The sequence below is a fragment of the Robiginitalea rubriflava genome, assembly GCF_052540725.1.
On the sequence record NZ_CP199309.1, the window covers coordinates 2,507,524 to 2,526,454 of the forward strand.

Below are 18,931 nucleotides of genomic sequence, written 5' to 3' on the forward strand. Positions count from 1 at the left end.
CAATTTTAATGCAGCTTAGAAAGGCATAATAAGCCGGCAGTGGATATAATAAAGGAATGTGGACCTTATAAATTCGGGGAGGCAAAAAAACAAAAGCCATATCATTGTAACGAGTACATTGACATGGCTTTCTAGAAACAGTTCTCAGATCATATATACCCGCCGAGGCTTGGCATTGCAACCATTGATTGCGTCTGTATCCCTGTTTCAACGTTTGAAAAGCGTTGCTGCTCTGTTTTTCAACTGAGCAATCAGACAGCATTTCGTCCTGCTGCTTAGTTCTTTCATCTTACGTGACCAACCTGGGTTTGCAACGTAACGTAAAAGTCCCCACGAATTTTACCGGAGCTACAGCCCCCGCAATCTCGCTCGTCTTTGAAATAAATGGGCATTGCTGCTATTTATTTTGTGAGACTAATCAACAGTATAAAGAACGTCAACTTTATAGCGACCTTTCGTTTAGAACCATGGACTGGTTTAACTACTCGATTGCAAAACTAAAGTAGCTTTTATCTTCCTCATTAGCAAATAATTATGCGAAAAAGTAATCTACATAATATTAACCGTAGATATAAACAATTGTTTATAAGTAAAAGGTAATCTGTTGCAACCTGTTAGTTCTTTCCACTATCCCTTTGATCCCTCCTTAACTGGCGCTGGATTTTCCGGATGGCCGATTCTATGGACTTATCGGGCTCAATTATATTGTAGGCACCCCAGAAATCAGGATCCGAAAAACCGGATGCCGCTTCACTGAGGATAATATTGGAACGGATGCGGTCCCTGTTTCTCGGAACTATTGCTTCAGGATTGGGTTCCCAGTCCGTTACGGCCATTTCACAGGTTAGGCTGTATACGGAATTGAATAATTTCCGGTCCCAGTCTATCTTAAATTCCAATATGGCGTTGCTGTACCCGTAATACCATTTACCGTCTTTCTCACGGTAATCTACCCGATAGGCCACCTCAGTGGGGTAAACAGAGGCGTTGGATGGTTTGCGTCTTACAAACATCCTGCTGGCCAGTTCCCTGTTGGTAATGTTCAGAGAAAAGATGGCGCTGGTCAGTAATTTTCGCTCCCCGTCAATAAATAATTTACCAGCGTACAGCGGTTCGTTAACTTCCGGCTTTTGCCTGAAACCGATAACAAAAATCATCCGGTCATTTATTCGGGTATTCCGCTCAAAAAAGAATTCATAGTCATCGATATATTCATCTGAAAAAATGAACTCCGGATACTTCATAATATCCACATATAAGGCATTAAAAGGGCCTCCCTGTAATTTCAGGGCTACGGTATCCAGTTTATCATAGTCAGTACTCTTACGACTTTTATACAATTCCACCACGTCTCTTCTGGGAGACGAATAAGGTGTTTTGTATATGGTTACCACTGCCTCGGAAAGGGATACGTTTCGCCTGCGCTTTTTTATGGTTTCCCTGTAAAAAGCAGTCATCCGGATATGGTCCTGAATGTAATTGTCGCCTTTTTTTCTCAGGGTTTCTTTTACCAGAACTTCGGCATTCCTGGGAACCACCAAATCCACTTCTGCCAGGGGTGTAACCGATACCTCCAGCATTATTTCATTACCCTCCTGCAGAAATTGCAGCAATGGTATCTTTTTTGTTTTATACCCCAGAAAAGAAACGACTACTTCGGCTTCCGTATTTCCCTCTGGTATTTTAAGAAGAAAAGCCCCTTCAGAATTGGTGATTGTACTAATATTGAGACTTTCCACGCTCAGGGTGGCAAAAATCAAGGGGTCCTTGTTTATAGCGTCCAGGACTACCCCGCGAAAGGACTGGAAAGGTTCCTGTTCGGCAGTTTCCTGTGCCCGGGCCGGCATTTTGAAAAATACCAAAAACAGTAAAATTCCTATTAAAATTCTCTCTCTTAGCATGCGGCTTTTTGTACTGAAATGTCTTGTAATTACTTTATTTAAATCTGTTTTAATACCCCTGTAAAGGTAGTAAATATTCAGATGATGCCAGTGGCTGGGAAGACCCTATATATCAGGAGCCTTTTCGGATTCCTTCCAGTACATTTACCCCTATTGGCATGGGGTTTCCTGCAGCTCTTCTGAGTAAAACTATTTGCCCGCAATGCCATAATGCATCAGATATGGGTCCATTTATCATGTTCCAGAAGGGATAGCTGCGTTCGCCTTTGGGATAGCTGAATATCATGGGATGTATGTCCAGAGATTCGGTTGTTTCGAATAAGCGGGAGGCCACCTGTATATTTTGAAGAACCAAAGCCCTCTTTGCCTGCCAATTGAGCCCGGCAGCAGGCCTTTCTCCCCTGATCACCTTTTCTTTTCGGGCGGATTGGCGGATTACCTCCGATAAACCGAGAATATGGTCGAGGGTTTCTTGAAGGGAACGGCCCTCAGGAGAGGGTTTATAGCTTAAATCTGCCTCCTTCAGGCCTTCTGTTGCCCAGTAAAATCGAAAACCCAGGCCGTCCAGAAGCCGCTTTACAACGGTTTCGGCTCCATAATTTTCGGGATAATCGGGAATCTGTTGGTAGGGCAGGTCTGAATCTTTGGAGGTTTGTGCGGACATACTGGATGAAATTAAAAGCAGGCATAAAACAAAAAGGGTATGACGATTTATAATTTCCGTATTCATTTAAGGTCTTTTTTTAATTAAAGATACATAATCCCTGTACGGCTTCGCCATACATTATTTATCTTGTAGTATACAAACAACCTGAGATGGAAAAAAGAACCTTTCTGAAACGCATGGGCCAGTTCACCCTGGCTGCTCCCTGTCTGTTATCCGCACCCCAAATAATGGCCGCTCCCTATCCCAGGCCTTATCCTGGCAAAGATGAGCCCGATTTCTGGGAACGAATACGGGAAGATTATGCCCTCAAGCCCGATTATATCAATCTTGAAAATGGCTATTACAATATCATTCCGCGGCCAACCCTTTCCCGCTTTATGGAACATGTATCCCGTATTAATTATGAGGGGTCTTATTATATGCGCACGGTTCAATGGGAGAATAAAAGTAGGATAGCCGGAAGGCTGGCCCGCTTTTTAAATTGTCGGGAATCCGAATTGGCCATAACCCGAAATACAACTGAATCGCTTGACCTTGTGATTTCCGGCTTTCCCTGGAAACCGGGAGATGAGGCCATTTTTGCAGAACAGGATTACGGCGCCATGCAAGATCAGTTTCGGATGATTTCCAGGCGGTACGGGGTAGTAAACAAAGTGGTTTCGGTCCCCAGCCATCCTGCTTCCGACCAGGAACTGGTAGACCTGTACGAACAACAGATCAGCCCGAAGACCCGCTTGTTGATGATCTGCCATATGATTAATATTACCGGGCAGATCCTTCCCGTGCGTAAAATTTGCGATATGGCCCACCGTCATGGGGTTGAAGTGATGGTAGACGGGGCCCATTGCGTAGGGCATATCCCTGTAGACCTCACCGAGCTGGACTGCGATTATTACGGCTCCAGTTTACATAAATGGTTGAGTACTCCCCTGGGGGCAGGTATCTTATACGTAAAAGAAGATAAGGTGGAAAAAATCTGGCCGCTGCTGGCCGAGCACAAACCAGAGCCCGGACATATCCGAAAACTGAACCATACAGGGACACATCCGGTGCATACAGATCTGGCCATTGAGAATGCCATGGATTACCTGGAGTTGATGGGTCTGGAGCGCAAAGCGGAACGGCTGCAAAGCCTTCAGCGCTATTGGACAGACGCCCTGAGAGGTGTAGATAAAATACAACTGAACACCCCTGAGGCCAAAGAGCGCAGCTGTGGCATTGCCAATGTCGGTATACTGGGGATGGAGCCGGCCGCCTTGTCTGAAACCCTGCTGGATGAATTCGGAATCTTTACGGTAGCCATTAACAGTCCTTCCGTAAAAGGCTGTCGTATCACCCCCAATGTCTATACCCGTATGCAAGAACTGGACGCATTTATTGAGGCGATGAAAACCCTGGCCAGGAGGGCCTGATGAACATTGGAGTCCTGGCTATCAAAAAGATGATAATGGTCATAGGCTCAGTCTTGGGGCTATCTTACTTTTAAGGTTGCATTTTGGCATTTATTAAAATCCCGAAGAATCCTGCAATAAATTTCTAAACACGATACTATGTCAGCTACAAATGGAAAATGGGGTTTCAGGCAAAGCCTGGTCCTTCTTAGAATCCTTATAGGGTGGCACTTCCTGTACGAAGGGGTGATAAAGCTATACAATCCGGACTGGACCAGTTTTGGATACCTCGCCTCTGCACAGGGGCCTTTAAAGTCATTGTTTGCCTATCTGGCCAACCCGGATTTGTTGCCCTGGGTAGATACCCTTAACTGGCTGGCGCTTGTTTTTACGGGACTCACCTTACTGCTAGGAGTTTTCGAACGCGCAGGTGCCCTGGTGGGGATGCTGCTGCTTGCACTTTATTATCTGGCACACCCTTCCTTTCCCTGGCTGGATCAGATAAACGTGGAAGGAAGCTACTGGTTTGTCAATAAAAACCTGATAGAATTAGTGGCCTGTTCCCTCTTATATCTGCAACCTACGGGTTCTGTCTTTGGCCTCGGGCGCATTTTAGTAAAAAAAACAACAACATCTAAATCGGAATTATCATGAGCTGGACGCGAAGAGAAGCATTATTAGGGCTGGGGGGAATACCCATTTTAGGCGCAGTGTGGTGGGCAGGTGCCGCCTCGGCAACCGGCCTTAAAAAAGAACGGGAAAACCTTTTGAAAACCCTCAATATACAGCCTTCATTGCCGGAAGCCATTCCTGCAATAGGAGGAGAACCTGTGCGCATGGGAATCATTGGTTTCGGGATCAGGGGGGAACAACTCTGTCGCTCACTGGGCTTTGCAACAGACGAGTGGCTACTGGAGATGGAGGAGGAAGCAAAAGTAGCCAAAGCTGAGGGCAGGCCTTTTACTGCCCTGGAAGATTTCAGGAACCAGGAAAAATTAAATGTAACTATCGCAGGAGTCTGTGATATTTTTGATGCCCGCGCACAAAAAGCGATTCGTTCCTTTAGTTCGGAAGGAAATCCTGTTAAACGCTTCCGGACTTATAAAGATATGATTGGCAGCGGGGAAGTGGAGGCGGTAATTATTGCTACCCCGGACCACTGGCATGCACCCATGGCGATGGAGGCCCTTCGCAGTAATGTCCACGTATATTTGGAAAAGCCCATGACCCATACCCTGGCCGAAACCTACGAGCTAAAAGAAGTGGCCGAAGCGTCTCAGGCAAAATTACAGATCGGGCATCAGCACCGTCAGACCCTCAGTTTTAAAACCGCCCGGGATATTATTGATAAGGGGGTGCTGGGGCATGTTTCCCTTATTACCACCAATACCAATCGGAATGATGACAACGGGGCCTGGAATTACGACTTACATCCGGAGGCGAGCCCTGAGACTATCGATTGGGAACAATTCCTGGGGTCGGCCCCCCAAATACCCTTTAATAAAAATCATTTTTTCAGATGGCGCAAATGGTGGGCATACGGCTCGGGACTTTCCGGAGACCTTCTTACCCATGATTACGATCGCCTGAACTGCGTCCTGAATATGGGTATTCCCAAGGCGGTTATGGCATCAGGGGGCATTTATACGCACCGTGACGGGCGCAATGTTCCCGATGTATTACAGGTGAATATGGAGTTTCCGGATTTCAGCACCGGCAGCAGCCAGGTAAAAGGCAAAGAACGGGGGATGACCTTTACCTATAGCGCTACGCTTGGTAATGGTCTGAGCAGGCCTACCATGCTTATGGGGCATGATGCCAGCCTGGAATTGGGCAACCGCCTCACCATCTGGCCGGATGGCAGCTCCACCCGCTATGCAAACCTGCTGGAGGAAGGTAAGATGAACCCCAGGAGTCCGATCTATTCCTACGACCCATCGAGCAGTGCCCTGGACGGTGTTTCTTCTGCGACTTCCCAATATTTTGCAGATAAGGGCCTGATGTGGACCTATATAGATGGGAAACGGGTCGATTCCACTTTCCTGCACCTTCGCGAATGGCTCAGCAGCTTCAGGAATAACCATGGGTTAAGCTGCGGGATTCAGGAGGGTTTCGAGGAAGCCATCTCTGCCCATATGGCAGGCCTTTCCTGGAAGCTCGGGAGAAGGATAGAATGGGATGCCCGGAAACAACGGGTAGCCGAGATTGAAGGCCTGGACCTGGACCAGGTGTTGCTTGGCAGCCCGGAGGACGTTTCTGAGAAGCTTAAGGGACAGCCGGTTTAGGATCTGCTAATCCGTTTTCTGTAGCTGAAGGGTTTTATGGCAACATGAACAGGGCATTGGCGAAGAAGAGTTTTCCGCCTTCCCAGAAGCCCCGGAAAAGGGGGTTGTCTACCAAATAAACCACTTCGCCCCTGCCATAATTTTCAACGCCGAATATCAGGCTGTTGGGGATTTTGTCCAGGGCATTGCTCCCGGCAAAGCCCGCCACTGGACCTGCTTTGTCCTCCAGGTGTACCACCGTCCCGCTTTTAAGGGGCTCATAGGCTGCGTTTCCGAGCTTCAGGCTAAAGTAGGTTTCAGGATAACCGAAAGCAAGCGGATGGGTGTTGTCTACCCGGGTTTTGAAGATAGCGCCTGTAATAGCATCCCTTATCCGTTCCCGCTGATTTTCCGAATAGGCCAGTAACTCAGGGTCTTCTTCCTCCTGCGGCGGCTCTTTGGTCTTTATTTTAAATCCTTTTTCTCCTCCGAGCTTCCCTATGGCTGAACCCATGGCGATGAGCCGACCGCCAGTGGCGACCCAAGATTTAAGCTCTGCCAGCATCTTTTCATTCAGGATTTCGCCATAGCCATAACCAGAGGGCAATATCAGGATATCGTACTGCGAAAGATCTATCCTGTCGATATAGTCGGAGCCCAAAACGGTGAGCGGATATCCCAGTTGTTGTTCAAAAAAGTGCCAGACCTCGCCAAACCTGAGGGTTGACACGGGTTCTCCCGAGAGGGCAGCAACCCTTGCCGCTTTAACAACTCTTACCGCATCCGAACCGAAATCTTTGCCCTTATCAACAAAACCTGTAGGAGCTGGGATTAGTATTACACCATGCTTCGCTGCCTTTTCGCTAAGATGGGCCGTGAAGTCCACATTTGACTTGTTATCCCCTCTGCTGATGATGAGGGTGCCGGGCTCCCAGCTGCGACCTTCCAGTTTAAAGGCTTTTTCAGCCCGCCGGACCCTGATGCCCTCATTTAGCAGGGATGCCAGAAAACGGGCGTCTTCCATACTTCCCCAGGGGGCGAGATAGGCATAAGCCTCCCCTTTTGATGGCTGGGCTGTTGAAGCCGGGAGTACCCAACTTCCGGGCCGGGAGGGTAGCTGGGTTTCTGATGCCAGAGATTCCAGGCCGTAGGCATACGGAAGGGACCAGGCAGTAATATCATAGGTCAGGGAATCGCTCAGGCGTGCATTGGGTTCAAAAAGTACTTTTACGAGCCGGCCCTTCTTCTGGTCTGTAGACACAATCAGGCTGCTGGAATCCAGTTTGATGGATCCTGATTTCCCGCTTCTGTATAAAAAACCCCTGGCGGTCCCCGAAACTCCCCGGCCGTATTTAATCTGGTGCCGGTCCAGCAGGTCTGTGAGAATTTTAATTTTTCCAGGATTCCCGCTGAGCGCATAACTCTTGTATTTAAAGGCGGGGAGTTTTTTGTAAAAAGCCCTGAATTCATCCGTTAGGCGCTGGGCATGTCCGGAAGCTACCTCTACGGTGCTCAGGCCTGTGGTCAGGTGGTGCTCCAAACGGTCTTTCAGACTAAGGGTATCTCCGATTGAGGTGGTTATGGCCAGTCCTGCCCGGCCGCTGCCCCCCTGCTCATAGGTCATTCCAATGGCCCCATTGTAGGTGGGGTAGGTATCTCCGTAACTCGGATAGAATAAATCAAACACTTCTTTTGTAAAATAAAACCATCCCGCTGCATCAAAATAGCGTGCGTGGTTTCTCCCGATAGTTTCCTGGAATTCCCGTTGAAAGTTTGAAATTACTTCGTGGTAAGGTTCGGCTGCCGGAGCAAAATAGTAGGGGTCATCCACGCCCTGTTCGTGGAAATCTACATGTATGTGCGGATACCACTGATTGAACTTTTCCAGGCGCTGCCTGCTTTCAGTCTGCGTAAGCCAGGCCCAGTCCCGGTTCAGGTCAAACATATAGTGATTACTTCTCCCGGACCACCAGCCTTCGTGATGTTCCCGACTGTTGGGGTCTACCTGGAAAGGGGTGTTTTTGTATTGGTTATACCAGTTTACGTATCGATCCCTTCCATCCGGATTAATACAGGGGTCTATGATAACCACAGTATTTTCCAGATACCCTTTTTTGGAAGTCAGCAATTCATAGAGGGTTTGCATGGAAGCTTCCGTACTGACACTTTCATTCCCGTGTACGTTATAGCTGAGCCAGACGATTGCAATTTCTGAGGCCCCGGCTCCTTCAAGGCCCTTCATGTGCTCCACCCTGATTTCGTTTATCCGGGCCATATTTTCACCTGAAGATATGGTGGCCAGCATAAGCGGTCTGCGCTCGTAGGTCTTGCCATAGCTTTGCAGTTGCACCTGCTTTGGAAGGGTTTCGGCAACATAATTGTAATACTTCAAAACCTCATGGTGCCGGGTAAATTGTGTTCCCAGCTGGTACCCCAAAAACTCAGCAGGAGATTGGAGTTTTTGTGCTGTACTTGTGAATGCAAGAAACAGGCTAAGGATCAAATAGAGGTACTTCATAAGGTATTCCCGGGTTTTTAAGTCTCCAAATCTAAACAATCTAAAGCATATCTTTTCTGCTCAAAATAATATTCGACAAGTGGCAGCCCTAAGGGGTTCAGGAAGGTTTCTTAACGTATTTTTAGGATATCCTAGCCTTCGGAATACTATCTTTGGAACAATCAAACCAACAGATGAAAGCAGAGGGTATCCCTTTTAAGGAAACCGGTTATTTCTCCAGTCTGATCACAGATTACCTGGACCAGGACCCAGACCTAAGCCAGTTTTATAGCCGATTTCCCGAAATCCAGGCCTTTGAAGAGCAAATAAGGGAAAAAGGGAGTCATTACCCCAACGCGAACCGGGACACCCTGGTAAAGGCGCTGAGACGGCAATACAAGGGAATGCGGACAAGTTCCCAAACTTCACGGAACCTGGAGGCTCTTCTTGATGAAAATTGCTTTACGGTAGTCACCGGGCACCAGCTAAACCTGTTTACAGGACCTTTTTACTTTTTTCACAAGATCGTTTCCACTATAAAGCTAACCAGGCTGTTACGGCAGCACTATCCGGAGTATTACTTTGTTCCCGTTTACTGGATGGCAACCGAAGACCACGATTTTGAGGAAATAAACCACTTTAACTTCCGCGGGAAGGCATTTCACTGGAACCGGGAAAGTGGCGGGGCTGTTGGGAGGATGTCTACAGAGGGGTTGCAGGAAGTTTACCGTCAGTTTGCGGCAGACCTCGGTCCGGGGGACGCAGCTTCAGCCTTGAAAGGATTGTTCCGTGAGGCATACCTGGAACATTCTAAACTTACGGATGCCACCAGATTTTTGGTCAACAGGCTTTTTGGAGAAACCGGTCTGGTAATCCTGGACGGGGACGACAAAGAGCTGAAAGCTGCCTTTACCCCCTATATGGAAGCAGATATTTTTGACAATCTCGGACATACGGCCGTAAATGAACAGCTAGCACAGCTGCAAGCCTTGGAGCGGGCCTATCCGGTTCAGGTAAGCCCAAGGGAAATCAATTATTTTTATCTGCAGGAAGGAATACGGGAGCGGCTGGTGGAGGAAAACGGCTTCTTTCATGTCCTGAACACGGATTTGAAATTCAGTCCCGCTGATCTGAAGGCCGAACTAAAGCAATACCCGGAGCGGTTCTCACCCAACGTGATTACAAGACCGCTCTATCAGGAAAGCATCCTTCCCAACCTTTGTTATATAGGTGGGGGCGGGGAATTGGCTTACTGGCTGGAATTGCAGAAATACTTTCAAAAAAGCCAGGTTCCCTTTCCCATTTTGCTTCTGAGAAATTCTGCAGTACTGGTATCGGAGAAACAGGCACGAAAAGCAGATAAACTGAATATTAGCCTGCAGGAACTATTCCTGGACCAGCAGCGTCTTTTGGACAAAAAGGTCCGTGAGATATCCGAAATCGATATTGATTTCAGCCCGCAGCGCGAGCATCTGCAAAAACAATTCAGGGAATTATACGCCCTGGCCGAACAAACGGACAAATCCTTTCTGGGGGCGGTAAAAGCCCAGGAAGTTAAGCAACTGAAGGGCCTGGACCATCTTGAAAAACGGTTGCTAAAAGCGCAGAAACGCAAATTAAAAGACCACCTCAACCGGCTTACCATCCTTCAGAACGCCCTTTTCCCCAATGGAAACCTGCAGGAACGCAGCATGAACTTTGCTGAATTCTACATAGCATCCGGCCCCGGCCTGATTGATGAATTGCTTGAGGCCTTTAACCCCCTTTCACAGGAGTTTTCCATTCTGATCTATCCCTGAAACTTACGGAATTATCATCCGGCCTGCCGTATCTTTGTGGTTAAACCCACAGATATGCATCAGCTAGATATCGACACGGTAGAAATGACACTGGATGTGATGAAATATGCCATCAGCCGTATCACCAATACCAGCCCGGAACTGGGAAAACCCCGGAAAGAAGAAGACCTCAAAGCAGTTGTTGGTGAAACCATTACCCGGGCCGGGATAGGAGGGGAGAAGGCATTTGAGTTATTCAGGGACGTGCTGATCAAAGCTACGGTCCCCATTGACCACCCAAGGCATCTGGCTTTTGTGCCGGCAGCCCCTACCCGCGCTGCAATCCTGTTTGACCTGATTACATCTGCTTCGTCTGTACACGGGGCTTACTGGATGGAAGGGGCCGGTGGCATATTCTGCGAGAACAGGGCTATGGACTGGCTCGTCTCCCTGACCGGAATGCCGGAAGGGGCTTTTGGGGTATTTACCAGCGGTGGCACGGCAGCCAATTTATCTGCAATGGTAACGGCAAGGGAGCACTGGCGCTCCGAAAGCCGGCACGCCCAGCAAAAAGGAATTATCATTACCTCTATTGGGGCACATTCATCCATCAAGGCCATGGCCCAGGTTATTGATGCTGAGGTAATCCTTGTGGATACTGAAGACCGGATGGGAGGGGTGCAGTTACAGCAAAGCATCGCAGCTCTTGACGCAACCAGACGGGACCGCCTTTTCGCGGTCGTGGCCACCGGGGGGACTACTAATGCAGGAATTATTGACGACCTGCAGGGTATCGCGGCCATTTGTAAAACAGAAGAACTTTGGTTCCATGTTGATGCTGCCTATGGGGGCGGAGCACTTGCTGCCGATTCCGTAAGGCATTTATTCAACGGGATAGAAGCTGCAGACAGCGTGACCATTGATCCTCATAAATGGCTTTTCTCTCCTTATGATTGCGGAGCGATCATTTACAAAAATCCTGAATTGGCGCAAAAAGCTCATTCACAGGAGGGCTCTTATCTGGATATTTTCAAGGATGAGGGGGCCAGGGGGTTTAACCCTGCAGACTATCAGATACAGCTTACCCGCAGGCTAAGGGGGCTTCCTTTATGGTATTCACTGGCAACACACGGAACGGATAAATATAAATGGGCAGTCGAAAGGGGAATACACCTGGCGAACCGGGCCGGGGAAATGATCAGGGAACGGCAAGGTCTGGAACTGGTACGGGAACCAAGCCTGTCCTGCGTCCTTTTTCGAAAGCCTGCCTGGGGGCCTTCGGACTATACGGAATGGACCTACCGCAACCACGAAGCGGGCTTGGCTTTAGTTACCCCTACAAAGTGGGGTCATGGCCAGCAGGCCGAAACCGTACTGCGATTTTGTTTTATCAATCCGGATACTCAGGAAAAGGATATTGAAATGATCCTGGATACCTTAAGGGACTAGGAACTCACTTTTCCAGCCATCTCCGTCCTTTACCTTGGAATAGCGTACCCGCAGATGTGTTGGCCTTTTGAGTTTGAGGTATTCAATTTTAAAGGGGTAAATGCGCACCAGAGTAAAAAAATCGCCCCTATCCAGGTATTCAACCTGGTCCGGGTTGCCAATTTCGGATCCGGGAGCGGCCTTGGTGGTGTAATCTTTACGGGAGCTGGCTGCCACCCCTTCCCGGTGCTGCTGAACGATTTTTGGGTCTTTCTCCTGAATCGCAATGCCTTCAATGCGCAATTGCATCAACTTATCCGGATTGTAGAACAATAAGCTTACCTGCTTGTTTTCCTTTATGTGCAGAATTTTTTTGGACCTGGAATCTGTATAAAACAACAATTCCATGTCTTCCGGGTTCATTTCTCTTAAGACAATGGTGCGCAATCTTGGAATCCGGTCCAGGCCTAAAGTAGCGAAGGTAGCGTAGCGAAAAGGGTGATCTTTCTTACTGCAACCCTGTTGCAAATCTTCCTTTAATTCCTGCCAATAGTGTTCGTTCAATTTTGAATCTTTTATTAAAGTTAAAAAAAAAATCCATTTAGGGGTAGGGTATTTCAGAGCTGGGTTGTTATAATATCAAAGTTGCTATGAAAAAGGAAATTAATACGCCTCTCTTCAGCTGTCACAACAATCTGAGGGAGGCTTTCCAAAGCAACACAGAAAATATTGAATTAGTCAATTTTGTGTCATAATTAGTTCATGTGTTTAGGTTGGTTTTGATCCCGGGAGACCGGGGGAAGAAAGAATCCCGGTGGTTTCACCGGGATTTTTTTTGGTACAGGCACAACTCCCTGAAAAGTTGAAAAAATTGGCCGGCATACGGCAAAAAATAATTTGTAGGAATTGATTTAAAATTATAATAACCAGTTATATAAGAATTATCATTTAATTAATAAGTTTATATAATTAAGATAAGCTTTATTTTGGTTTTTTCTCAGGGAGAAAGACTATTTCCTGAGCTGTATTTCTGTACCAGCGGTTCTTTGAGATATCAGCCCCGGCTGAACTACAGTCCTTTTTCTTTTAGTGAAAAATGAGGGCCCGGAAAATTTTTGGCCCCAGGTTTAAATGTTGACATCTATAAAAAATATTCTACATAAGCGCTGATCTTAGTTTGGGCATTTTACTATTTTTGCCCATGCAAAATAACGTTCTGATCCTCGACTTCGGTTCCCAATATACCCAATTGATCGCCAGGCGCGTCAGGGAACTCAATATTTTCTGTGAAATAAAACCGTATAACCACCTTCCCGAAGACCTCGGTGAGTACAAAGCTGTTATCCTTTCAGGATCACCCTTCTCGGTACGTGCAGATGATGCACCGCATCCTGACCTTACAGATATTCGCGGTAAAAAGCCTATCCTGGCCGTTTGCTACGGTGCCCAGTATATTGCTCATTTCAGCGGGGGTAAGGTAGAACCTTCAAATACCCGGGAATACGGACGGGCTAATTTAACCACAATCAGCAAAGACCCCTTTTTTAAGGATGTTGGCAACGGTAGCCAGGTATGGATGAGCCATAGCGATACCATCAAAGAATTACCGACAGGTGCGGAGCTTTTGGCGAGCACGCATGATGTGAAAAATGCAGCATTCAAGATTGAAAAAGAAAAGATTTACGGGATTCAGTTTCACCCGGAAGTGTACCATACCAAGGAGGGGACAACCATTCTGCGGAATTTCCTCGTAGATATAGCAGGCTTGCAACAAACCTGGACCCCGGATGCCTTCGTGGAAACCACTGTGGAGGAGTTGAAGGCAAAAATAGGGAGTGACAAGGTTATCCTGGGCCTGTCGGGAGGGGTAGACTCAACGGTTGCCGCCGTTTTGTTGCACAAGGCTATAGGGCCTCACCTGCATTGTATTTTCGTAAATAACGGGCTCCTGCGAAAAAATGAATTTGCAGAAGTGCTGGAGCAGTACAAGCATATGGGTTTAAATGTCAAGGGGGTAGATGCTTCGGCACGTTTTTTGGATGCCCTCAAGGGAGAAGAAGACCCGGAAAAGAAACGAAAAATTATCGGGAGGGTCTTTATAGAAGTTTTTGACGATGAAGCCCATATGGTGGAAGACGCCAAATGGTTGGGGCAGGGGACCATTTACCCTGACGTTATTGAGTCCGTTTCGGTTTCCGGAGGACCCTCGGCAACCATAAAAAGCCACCACAACGTAGGAGGGCTGCCAGATTTTATGAAATTAAAGGTCGTGGAGCCTCTGAAAATGCTTTTTAAAGATGAGGTCCGCCGTGTGGGGGCCAGTATGGGGATAGAAGATGAGCGCCTGGGAAGGCATCCGTTTCCCGGCCCGGGTCTGGCCATCCGTATACTGGGCGATATTACTCCGGAGAAGGTTGCCATTTTACAGGAGGTGGATCATATTTTTATCAGTGGCCTCCGTCAGTGGGGGTTGTATGATAAGATCTGGCAGGCCGGGGCCATGCTGCTTCCCGTTAACAGTGTTGGGGTTATGGGAGACGAAAGGACTTATGAAAAATGTGTAGCTTTACGGGCAGTGGAAAGCACGGATGGGATGACCGCAGACTGGGTTAATTTGCCCTATGAGTTTTTGCAGAAGACCTCAAATGATATTATCAATAAGGTTCCGGGTGTGAACAGAGTGGTTTACGATATCAGCTCCAAGCCCCCGGCAACCATAGAATGGGAATAAGATGAATTTCGCTTACAGGTATGTGATACTGCTTTTTACAGTCCTCCTCATTGGTTGTAAAGCCAGCAGCCAGCAATTCAGGACGCACGCTGTAAAAAAAGGGGAGACAATCAGTTCCATAGCCCGGAAATACCAGATTTCCCCGGCTAAAATACTGGAATACAATAAAGAATTACGGGCAGATGCGCCCTTGCGACCCAATACCATCCTGGTTATCCCCGGTGGAACCCGGGTTGAGGAAGCGGCTTCAACAATATCAAAACCAACCGACAGTACCGACCTGAATAAACCCACGGCTTTCCGGTCCCACCGGGTGCGGCGGAGGGAAACCCTTTTCAGCATCACAAGGCGATATGAAATTACGGAAGATGAGCTCAAGCGATATAACCCTGCACTCTATTCCGAATCCCTGCAGAAGGGGATGGTTCTGAGGATACCCGTATATCCGGAAGGACGGGATGCTGAGACAGCCCAAGAAACAGAGTTGATTACCTACACGGTTAAACCCAAGGAAACCCGCTGGAGTATTGCACATGCCAACGGTATTTCCATTGACAGTCTGTTGAAGTTGAACCCGGAGCTATCTGAATCTTCAAGCTATCTGGCAATAGGGCAGGAACTGAAGCTCCCAAAACCGGCCGGGAGCGACGTGGAGCAGAAGGAAACCGAACTCTATATATCCTATACCGTACCTCCCAAAAAGACCCTCTTCAGCCTGAGTCAGGAATTTAAAATCAGCAGGGAAGAGATCATACGGTTGAATCCGGAGATTATCGAGAGGGGGAACCTGCAACAAGGCATGGTACTGCGCCTGCCGGAAAGGAAGGCAGACTCTACTGAAATCAACACTGAGAATTTTGTTTTCTACGAGGTAAAGCCCAAACAGACCGAATATTCCCTTACCCGCAAGCTGGGCCTGGGATATCGCGAATTACTGGACCTGAATCCGGACCTTGCCATGGGCCTGAAAGCGGGGATGGTCCTGAAGATCCCGCGAGACAAGGCGGCCAGCCTTGAGGTAAAGAATGCGCTGGTCCTGGATGCCTTTGACCTGAGAGATAGCATCAATGTCATGAATACCCCTAAACTCATGATCTTATTTCCTTTCAGGTTGGATCGCCTCAGGTTGGAGGATGAAGCAGGTACCCAAAAACGTATAGAGCAGAACAATGCCCTGAAATACAGTCTGGGCCTGTATTCCGGATTGCTGGTAGCTATGGATTCAATTGCCGATATGGGGGTTTCGGTAGATGTGAAAACCTACGATACCGAATTAAATGCCGAAAAGGTTAACAGCCTGATCATGCGGGAAGATCTGGGTAGCCTTAGCGCCATTATCGGGCCACTGGAACCAGGAGCCATAAGTCAGGTAGCTGCCCGTACGGCTTCCCTGGGGGTCCCTGTAATAGCACCGGTCCCGGTGGATTCGGATTTACCTCTTGAAAATATCTTTTACACCTACACCACCGAGAAGCTGTTGCGGGAACGGATGCTGGAGTACATGGAGGAAGCGGTTACGGATCAGCATATCATGATAATCTCCGATCAGAAAAACAGGGATGCTGAGGGACGTATTCTGGAATCCTTTCCGGATGCGGACCTGATCCCCCTGAAAGAAGAGGAGAAGAATATTTCACTGGATATGGAAGATTTCCGGTCCCGGCTGGTTGAGGAAAAGGACAACTGGGTTTTTGTTGAAACCGATAATTTTAAAATCCTTTCCAGTGTAACCTCCATCCTGAATTCTTCCAATGCCGATACCACCCGCATCAGGATGTTCACTACCAATAAAAACAGGGCCTTTGATAGCGACGTGATTTCAGCAACGCATTTATCCAATCTGGAATTTACCTATCCTTCGGTTTATCGGGAGGCCCCGAATTCTGCATTTATCAGCAGGTATCGCAGGAGGTTTGGCGGCGACCCGGACCGTTACGCTGTCCGGGGTTTTGATCTGGGAATGGACCTCTTGCTGCGCCTGGCTTATAAAATGAACCTTTTTGATGTGGCAGACCAGATAGGGGAAACCCGTTATACCGGTAACAAATTCAACTATATCAAAGATCCACAATCCGGCTACTACAATACATCATTCTATATCCTGAAATACGAAAACCTGCAAATCAGGGAAATATCCGAACAATGACCTCCAAAGTAACTTATAAAGGCGCCCTGCGCACGGAATGTACACATCTCAGATCCGGTAATACTTTTATTACCGATGCCCCTGTGGATAATCACGGCCTGGGCCAGGCGTTCAGCCCTACTGATACCGTAGCTACTGGCCTGGCAAGCTGTATGCTGACTGTTATGGGCATAAAGGCCGACAAGATGGACGCCAATCTGGAAGGTTCATACGGGGAGGTAACCAAACATATGGCTGCCGACCCAAGAAGGATTTCCAGAATTGAACTGGATCTGCATTTACCTTCATCCATCGGGGAAAAAGACCGTAAAATTCTTGAAAAAACAGGGAGAACCTGTCCGGTCTGGTATAGTCTGCATGAAGCTATTGAGAAAGAAGTTCGATTTTTTTGGGATTTATAAAACACATACTATTACTTTTTTTCTTATCCGCCGGATCTTTGTTTGCCCAGGAAGGCGCCATCTTGTGGCAGCCTGAAAATGCGCTGCAATGGAGAGATTTCAGGGCAGCTCCTCCCGTTGGGAAGAAAGTAGCGGCAACCACCGCCAGCGGCCTGAGTTATAATTACTCGGCAAAAGGGGTGGATGGAAAATACAAACTGGATTTCCAGGTAGATACTTTTTTCTATCCCGATAAATCATGGTATCATCCGGATCTTGTAGACTCTGTAATCCTGAGCCACGAACAGCTTCATTTTGATATTTCTGAACTCTTTGCGCGTAAATTCAGGAAGATTTTATCCCAAAGGGTTTTTTCTGAAAACGTCAGGGAAGAAGTAAGGGAGTTATTTACCGAAATCAATCGTGAATTGTCCCTTTTTCAGGACCGCTATGATCTGGAAACGGATTTTTCCCGGAACCGCGGGGCCCAGTTGGAATGGAATGCCAGGATTTCCAGGGAACTGGGGAAAGACCTTTGAAAAGACCTCACACATCACAAATGGATATCCCTTGTTGCAGGGCAGCGAGTTTATCTTCCCAGGAAGGAATAAATTCCTGGGCCACGTGGCCGGTAAACCCAGTATTCAGAATGGCTTTCATGATAGCCGGGTAGTTCAGTTCCTGGCTTTCGTCAATTTCGTGCCGTCCCGGATTGCCGCCCGTATGGTAGTGCCCAATATAACTGTGGTATTCTTCTATGGTCCTGATGATGTCCCCTTCCATTATCTGCATGTGATAGATATCAAATAGCAATTTGAAATTCGGCGTAGCCAGCCGCCGGCACAATTCGACGCCCCAAAGCGTATGGTCGCACATATAGTCTTTGTGGTCTACTTTGGAATTGAGGAGTTCCATTTGCAACACCACCCCGTGTTCTTCGGCCAGGGGTAGTACCCGGCTCAGGCCTTCAACACAGTGCTGTAGGCCGATCAGGTCATCCATGCCGCGGCGGTTTCCGCTGAAACAGATCAGGTTGGTATAACCCGCAGCTGCAACCCTGGGAATCATCTCAGTATAATTCGCAATAAGTTGTTCGTGGAAATTGGGGTCGTTCCAGCCATCGGTAAGGTTTAACTCTGCTCCCCAGCACATGGAGGCATGTATCCCGTGTATTTTGAGAAGGGGCCAGTCATCCGGCCCAACCAGGTCTATCGCCTTTACGCCCATTGCTGCCAGGGCCCCAAGGAAACTATCCAGTTCAATGGAGTTATAGCACCAGTAACATACACTGTGGTGGATATTGTTTTTTAATTTCAAGCCCGCTCCGTCAGCTCGTAAATGCCCGTCTTTACCAAGGCTAAGCGCGGGGCTCAGGGCTGCGGTGGAAGCCAGGAGGGATCGCTGAACAAATCGTCTTCTTTTCACGCGGCAAACAGATTTAATTAAAGATAAGATATTAAATTTACCTATGTCCAATCACCTGGCCCGGAAACAACTTATCAAAATGGCACATTACCGCATGCCGTTTGGAAAATACAAAGGACGTTACCTGGTACAGCTACCCCTGCCATATCTGCTCTGGTTTCGCCAGAAGGGTTTTCCCGAGGGGCGGTTGGGACAATTTTTACAAAGTATGCTAGAGATACGGGAGAATGGTCTGGAAGCCCTGATTTACCGTATTCAAAAAGATTTTCCCGAGGAAGCCTCTTGATTTCCTCAGGCAATTCGTATCTTTGAATCCCGTAACA

At 47.8% G+C, this 18,931-nt stretch carries 15 protein-coding genes; 10 read left to right on the top strand and 5 right to left on the bottom strand.

Annotated features, from left to right (window positions below):
- Positions 1 to 614 precede the first annotated feature (614 nt).
- Both ACT6NU_RS11415 and ACT6NU_RS11420 read right to left on the bottom strand, forming a co-directional pair.
- Positions 615 to 1,901: a carboxypeptidase-like regulatory domain-containing protein gene (locus tag ACT6NU_RS11415; protein WP_445381800.1), complete on the bottom strand. Its 1,287-nt coding sequence runs from the start codon at positions 1,899 to 1,901 to the stop codon at positions 615 to 617.
- Between the two features lie 112 nt (positions 1,902 to 2,013).
- Positions 2,014 to 2,631: a DinB family protein gene (locus ACT6NU_RS11420; protein ID WP_445381801.1), complete on the bottom strand. Its 618-nt coding sequence runs from the start codon at positions 2,629 to 2,631 to the stop codon at positions 2,014 to 2,016.
- Between the two features lie 86 nt (positions 2,632 to 2,717).
- On the opposite strand from ACT6NU_RS11420, the gene ACT6NU_RS11425 reads away from it, so the two are divergent.
- From ACT6NU_RS11425 to ACT6NU_RS11435, 3 genes are all read left to right on the top strand, one after another.
- Positions 2,718 to 3,980, top strand: a complete 1,263-nt coding sequence (locus ACT6NU_RS11425; RefSeq protein ID WP_445381802.1) for an aminotransferase class V-fold PLP-dependent enzyme — start codon at positions 2,718 to 2,720, stop codon at positions 3,978 to 3,980.
- A 138-nt stretch (positions 3,981 to 4,118) separates the two neighbouring features.
- Positions 4,119 to 4,613, top strand: coding sequence for a DoxX family membrane protein (locus tag ACT6NU_RS11430; RefSeq protein ID WP_445381803.1), 495 nt, complete (start codon positions 4,119 to 4,121; stop codon positions 4,611 to 4,613).
- Positions 4,610 to 6,244 carry a Gfo/Idh/MocA family protein gene (locus ACT6NU_RS11435; protein WP_445381804.1) on the top strand — a complete coding sequence of 545 codons (1,635 nt, stop codon included), beginning with the start codon at positions 4,610 to 4,612 and terminating at the stop codon, positions 6,242 to 6,244. Before ACT6NU_RS11430 ends, ACT6NU_RS11435 begins: the two co-directional genes overlap by 4 nt.
- A 34-nt stretch (positions 6,245 to 6,278) precedes the next feature.
- Here the strand turns inward: ACT6NU_RS11435 and ACT6NU_RS11440 are convergent, their stop codons facing one another.
- A complete protein-coding gene (locus tag ACT6NU_RS11440; protein WP_445381805.1) occupies positions 6,279 to 8,741 on the bottom strand; it encodes a M14 family metallopeptidase in 2,463 nt (820 codons plus the stop codon).
- A gap of 173 nt (positions 8,742 to 8,914) precedes the next feature.
- Between ACT6NU_RS11440 and bshC the strand changes: the two genes are divergently transcribed.
- Positions 8,915 to 10,519 (top strand): bacillithiol biosynthesis cysteine-adding enzyme BshC, encoded by a 1,605-nt coding sequence (bshC, locus tag ACT6NU_RS11445; RefSeq protein ID WP_445381806.1) that lies wholly within the window; start codon positions 8,915 to 8,917, stop codon positions 10,517 to 10,519.
- A gap of 54 nt (positions 10,520 to 10,573) precedes the next feature.
- Positions 10,574 to 11,947 (top strand): pyridoxal phosphate-dependent decarboxylase family protein, encoded by a 1,374-nt coding sequence (locus ACT6NU_RS11450; RefSeq protein ID WP_445381807.1) that lies wholly within the window; start codon positions 10,574 to 10,576, stop codon positions 11,945 to 11,947.
- On the opposite strand, the gene ACT6NU_RS11455 is transcribed toward ACT6NU_RS11450, so the two are convergent.
- Positions 11,936 to 12,490 (bottom strand): pyridoxamine 5'-phosphate oxidase family protein, encoded by a 555-nt coding sequence (locus ACT6NU_RS11455; RefSeq protein WP_445381808.1) that lies wholly within the window; start codon positions 12,488 to 12,490, stop codon positions 11,936 to 11,938. The genes ACT6NU_RS11450 and ACT6NU_RS11455 overlap by 12 nt on opposite strands.
- Before the next feature lie 637 nt (positions 12,491 to 13,127).
- On the opposite strand from ACT6NU_RS11455, the gene guaA reads away from it, so the two are divergent.
- The 4 genes from guaA to ACT6NU_RS11475 are packed head-to-tail and all read left to right on the top strand — an operon-like array spanning position 13,128 to position 17,722.
- Complete coding sequence (gene guaA, locus ACT6NU_RS11460) at positions 13,128 to 14,657, top strand: glutamine-hydrolyzing GMP synthase (RefSeq protein WP_445381809.1); 1,530 nt, start codon at positions 13,128 to 13,130, stop codon at positions 14,655 to 14,657.
- Position 14,658: 1 nt separating this feature from the next.
- Positions 14,659 to 16,803 (top strand): LysM peptidoglycan-binding domain-containing protein, encoded by a 2,145-nt coding sequence (locus tag ACT6NU_RS11465; protein WP_445381810.1) that lies wholly within the window; start codon positions 14,659 to 14,661, stop codon positions 16,801 to 16,803.
- Positions 16,800 to 17,204, top strand: coding sequence for an OsmC family protein (locus ACT6NU_RS11470; RefSeq protein WP_445381811.1), 405 nt, complete (start codon positions 16,800 to 16,802; stop codon positions 17,202 to 17,204). Before ACT6NU_RS11465 ends, ACT6NU_RS11470 begins: the two co-directional genes overlap by 4 nt.
- A 38-nt stretch (positions 17,205 to 17,242) precedes the next feature.
- A complete protein-coding gene (locus ACT6NU_RS11475; RefSeq protein WP_445381812.1) occupies positions 17,243 to 17,722 on the top strand; it encodes a DUF922 domain-containing protein in 480 nt (159 codons plus the stop codon).
- A gap of 7 nt (positions 17,723 to 17,729) precedes the next feature.
- On the opposite strand, the gene ACT6NU_RS11480 is transcribed toward ACT6NU_RS11475, so the two are convergent.
- Complete coding sequence (locus ACT6NU_RS11480; protein WP_445381813.1) at positions 17,730 to 18,608, bottom strand: hydroxypyruvate isomerase family protein; 879 nt, start codon at positions 18,606 to 18,608, stop codon at positions 17,730 to 17,732.
- A gap of 43 nt (positions 18,609 to 18,651) precedes the next feature.
- Between ACT6NU_RS11480 and ACT6NU_RS11485 the strand changes: the two genes are divergently transcribed.
- On the top strand, positions 18,652 to 18,894 hold the full coding sequence (locus tag ACT6NU_RS11485; RefSeq protein WP_445381814.1) for a DUF3820 family protein: 243 nt from the start codon (positions 18,652 to 18,654) through the stop codon (positions 18,892 to 18,894).
- The last annotated feature ends 37 nt before the right edge of the window (positions 18,895 to 18,931 follow it).

Bases quoted from the DNA above. Each gene is read 5' to 3' on its own strand.
- ACT6NU_RS11415 (WP_445381800.1), bottom strand. From the start codon at position 1,901: ATGCTAAGAGAGAGAATTTTAATAGGAATTTTACTGTTTTTGGTATTT.
- ACT6NU_RS11420 (WP_445381801.1), bottom strand. From the start codon at position 2,631: ATGAATACGGAAATTATAAATCGTCATACCCTTTTTGTTTTATGCCTG.
- ACT6NU_RS11425 (WP_445381802.1), top strand. From the start codon at position 2,718: ATGGAAAAAAGAACCTTTCTGAAACGCATGGGCCAGTTCACCCTGGCT.
- ACT6NU_RS11430 (WP_445381803.1), top strand. From the start codon at position 4,119: ATGTCAGCTACAAATGGAAAATGGGGTTTCAGGCAAAGCCTGGTCCTT.
- ACT6NU_RS11435 (WP_445381804.1), top strand. From the start codon at position 4,610: ATGAGCTGGACGCGAAGAGAAGCATTATTAGGGCTGGGGGGAATACCC.
- ACT6NU_RS11440 (WP_445381805.1), bottom strand. From the start codon at position 8,741: ATGAAGTACCTCTATTTGATCCTTAGCCTGTTTCTTGCATTCACAAGT.
- bshC (WP_445381806.1), top strand. From the start codon at position 8,915: ATGAAAGCAGAGGGTATCCCTTTTAAGGAAACCGGTTATTTCTCCAGT.
- ACT6NU_RS11450 (WP_445381807.1), top strand. From the start codon at position 10,574: ATGCATCAGCTAGATATCGACACGGTAGAAATGACACTGGATGTGATG.
- guaA (WP_445381809.1), top strand. From the start codon at position 13,128: ATGCAAAATAACGTTCTGATCCTCGACTTCGGTTCCCAATATACCCAA.
- ACT6NU_RS11465 (WP_445381810.1), top strand. From the start codon at position 14,659: ATGAATTTCGCTTACAGGTATGTGATACTGCTTTTTACAGTCCTCCTC.
- ACT6NU_RS11470 (WP_445381811.1), top strand. From the start codon at position 16,800: ATGACCTCCAAAGTAACTTATAAAGGCGCCCTGCGCACGGAATGTACA.
- ACT6NU_RS11485 (WP_445381814.1), top strand. From the start codon at position 18,652: ATGTCCAATCACCTGGCCCGGAAACAACTTATCAAAATGGCACATTAC.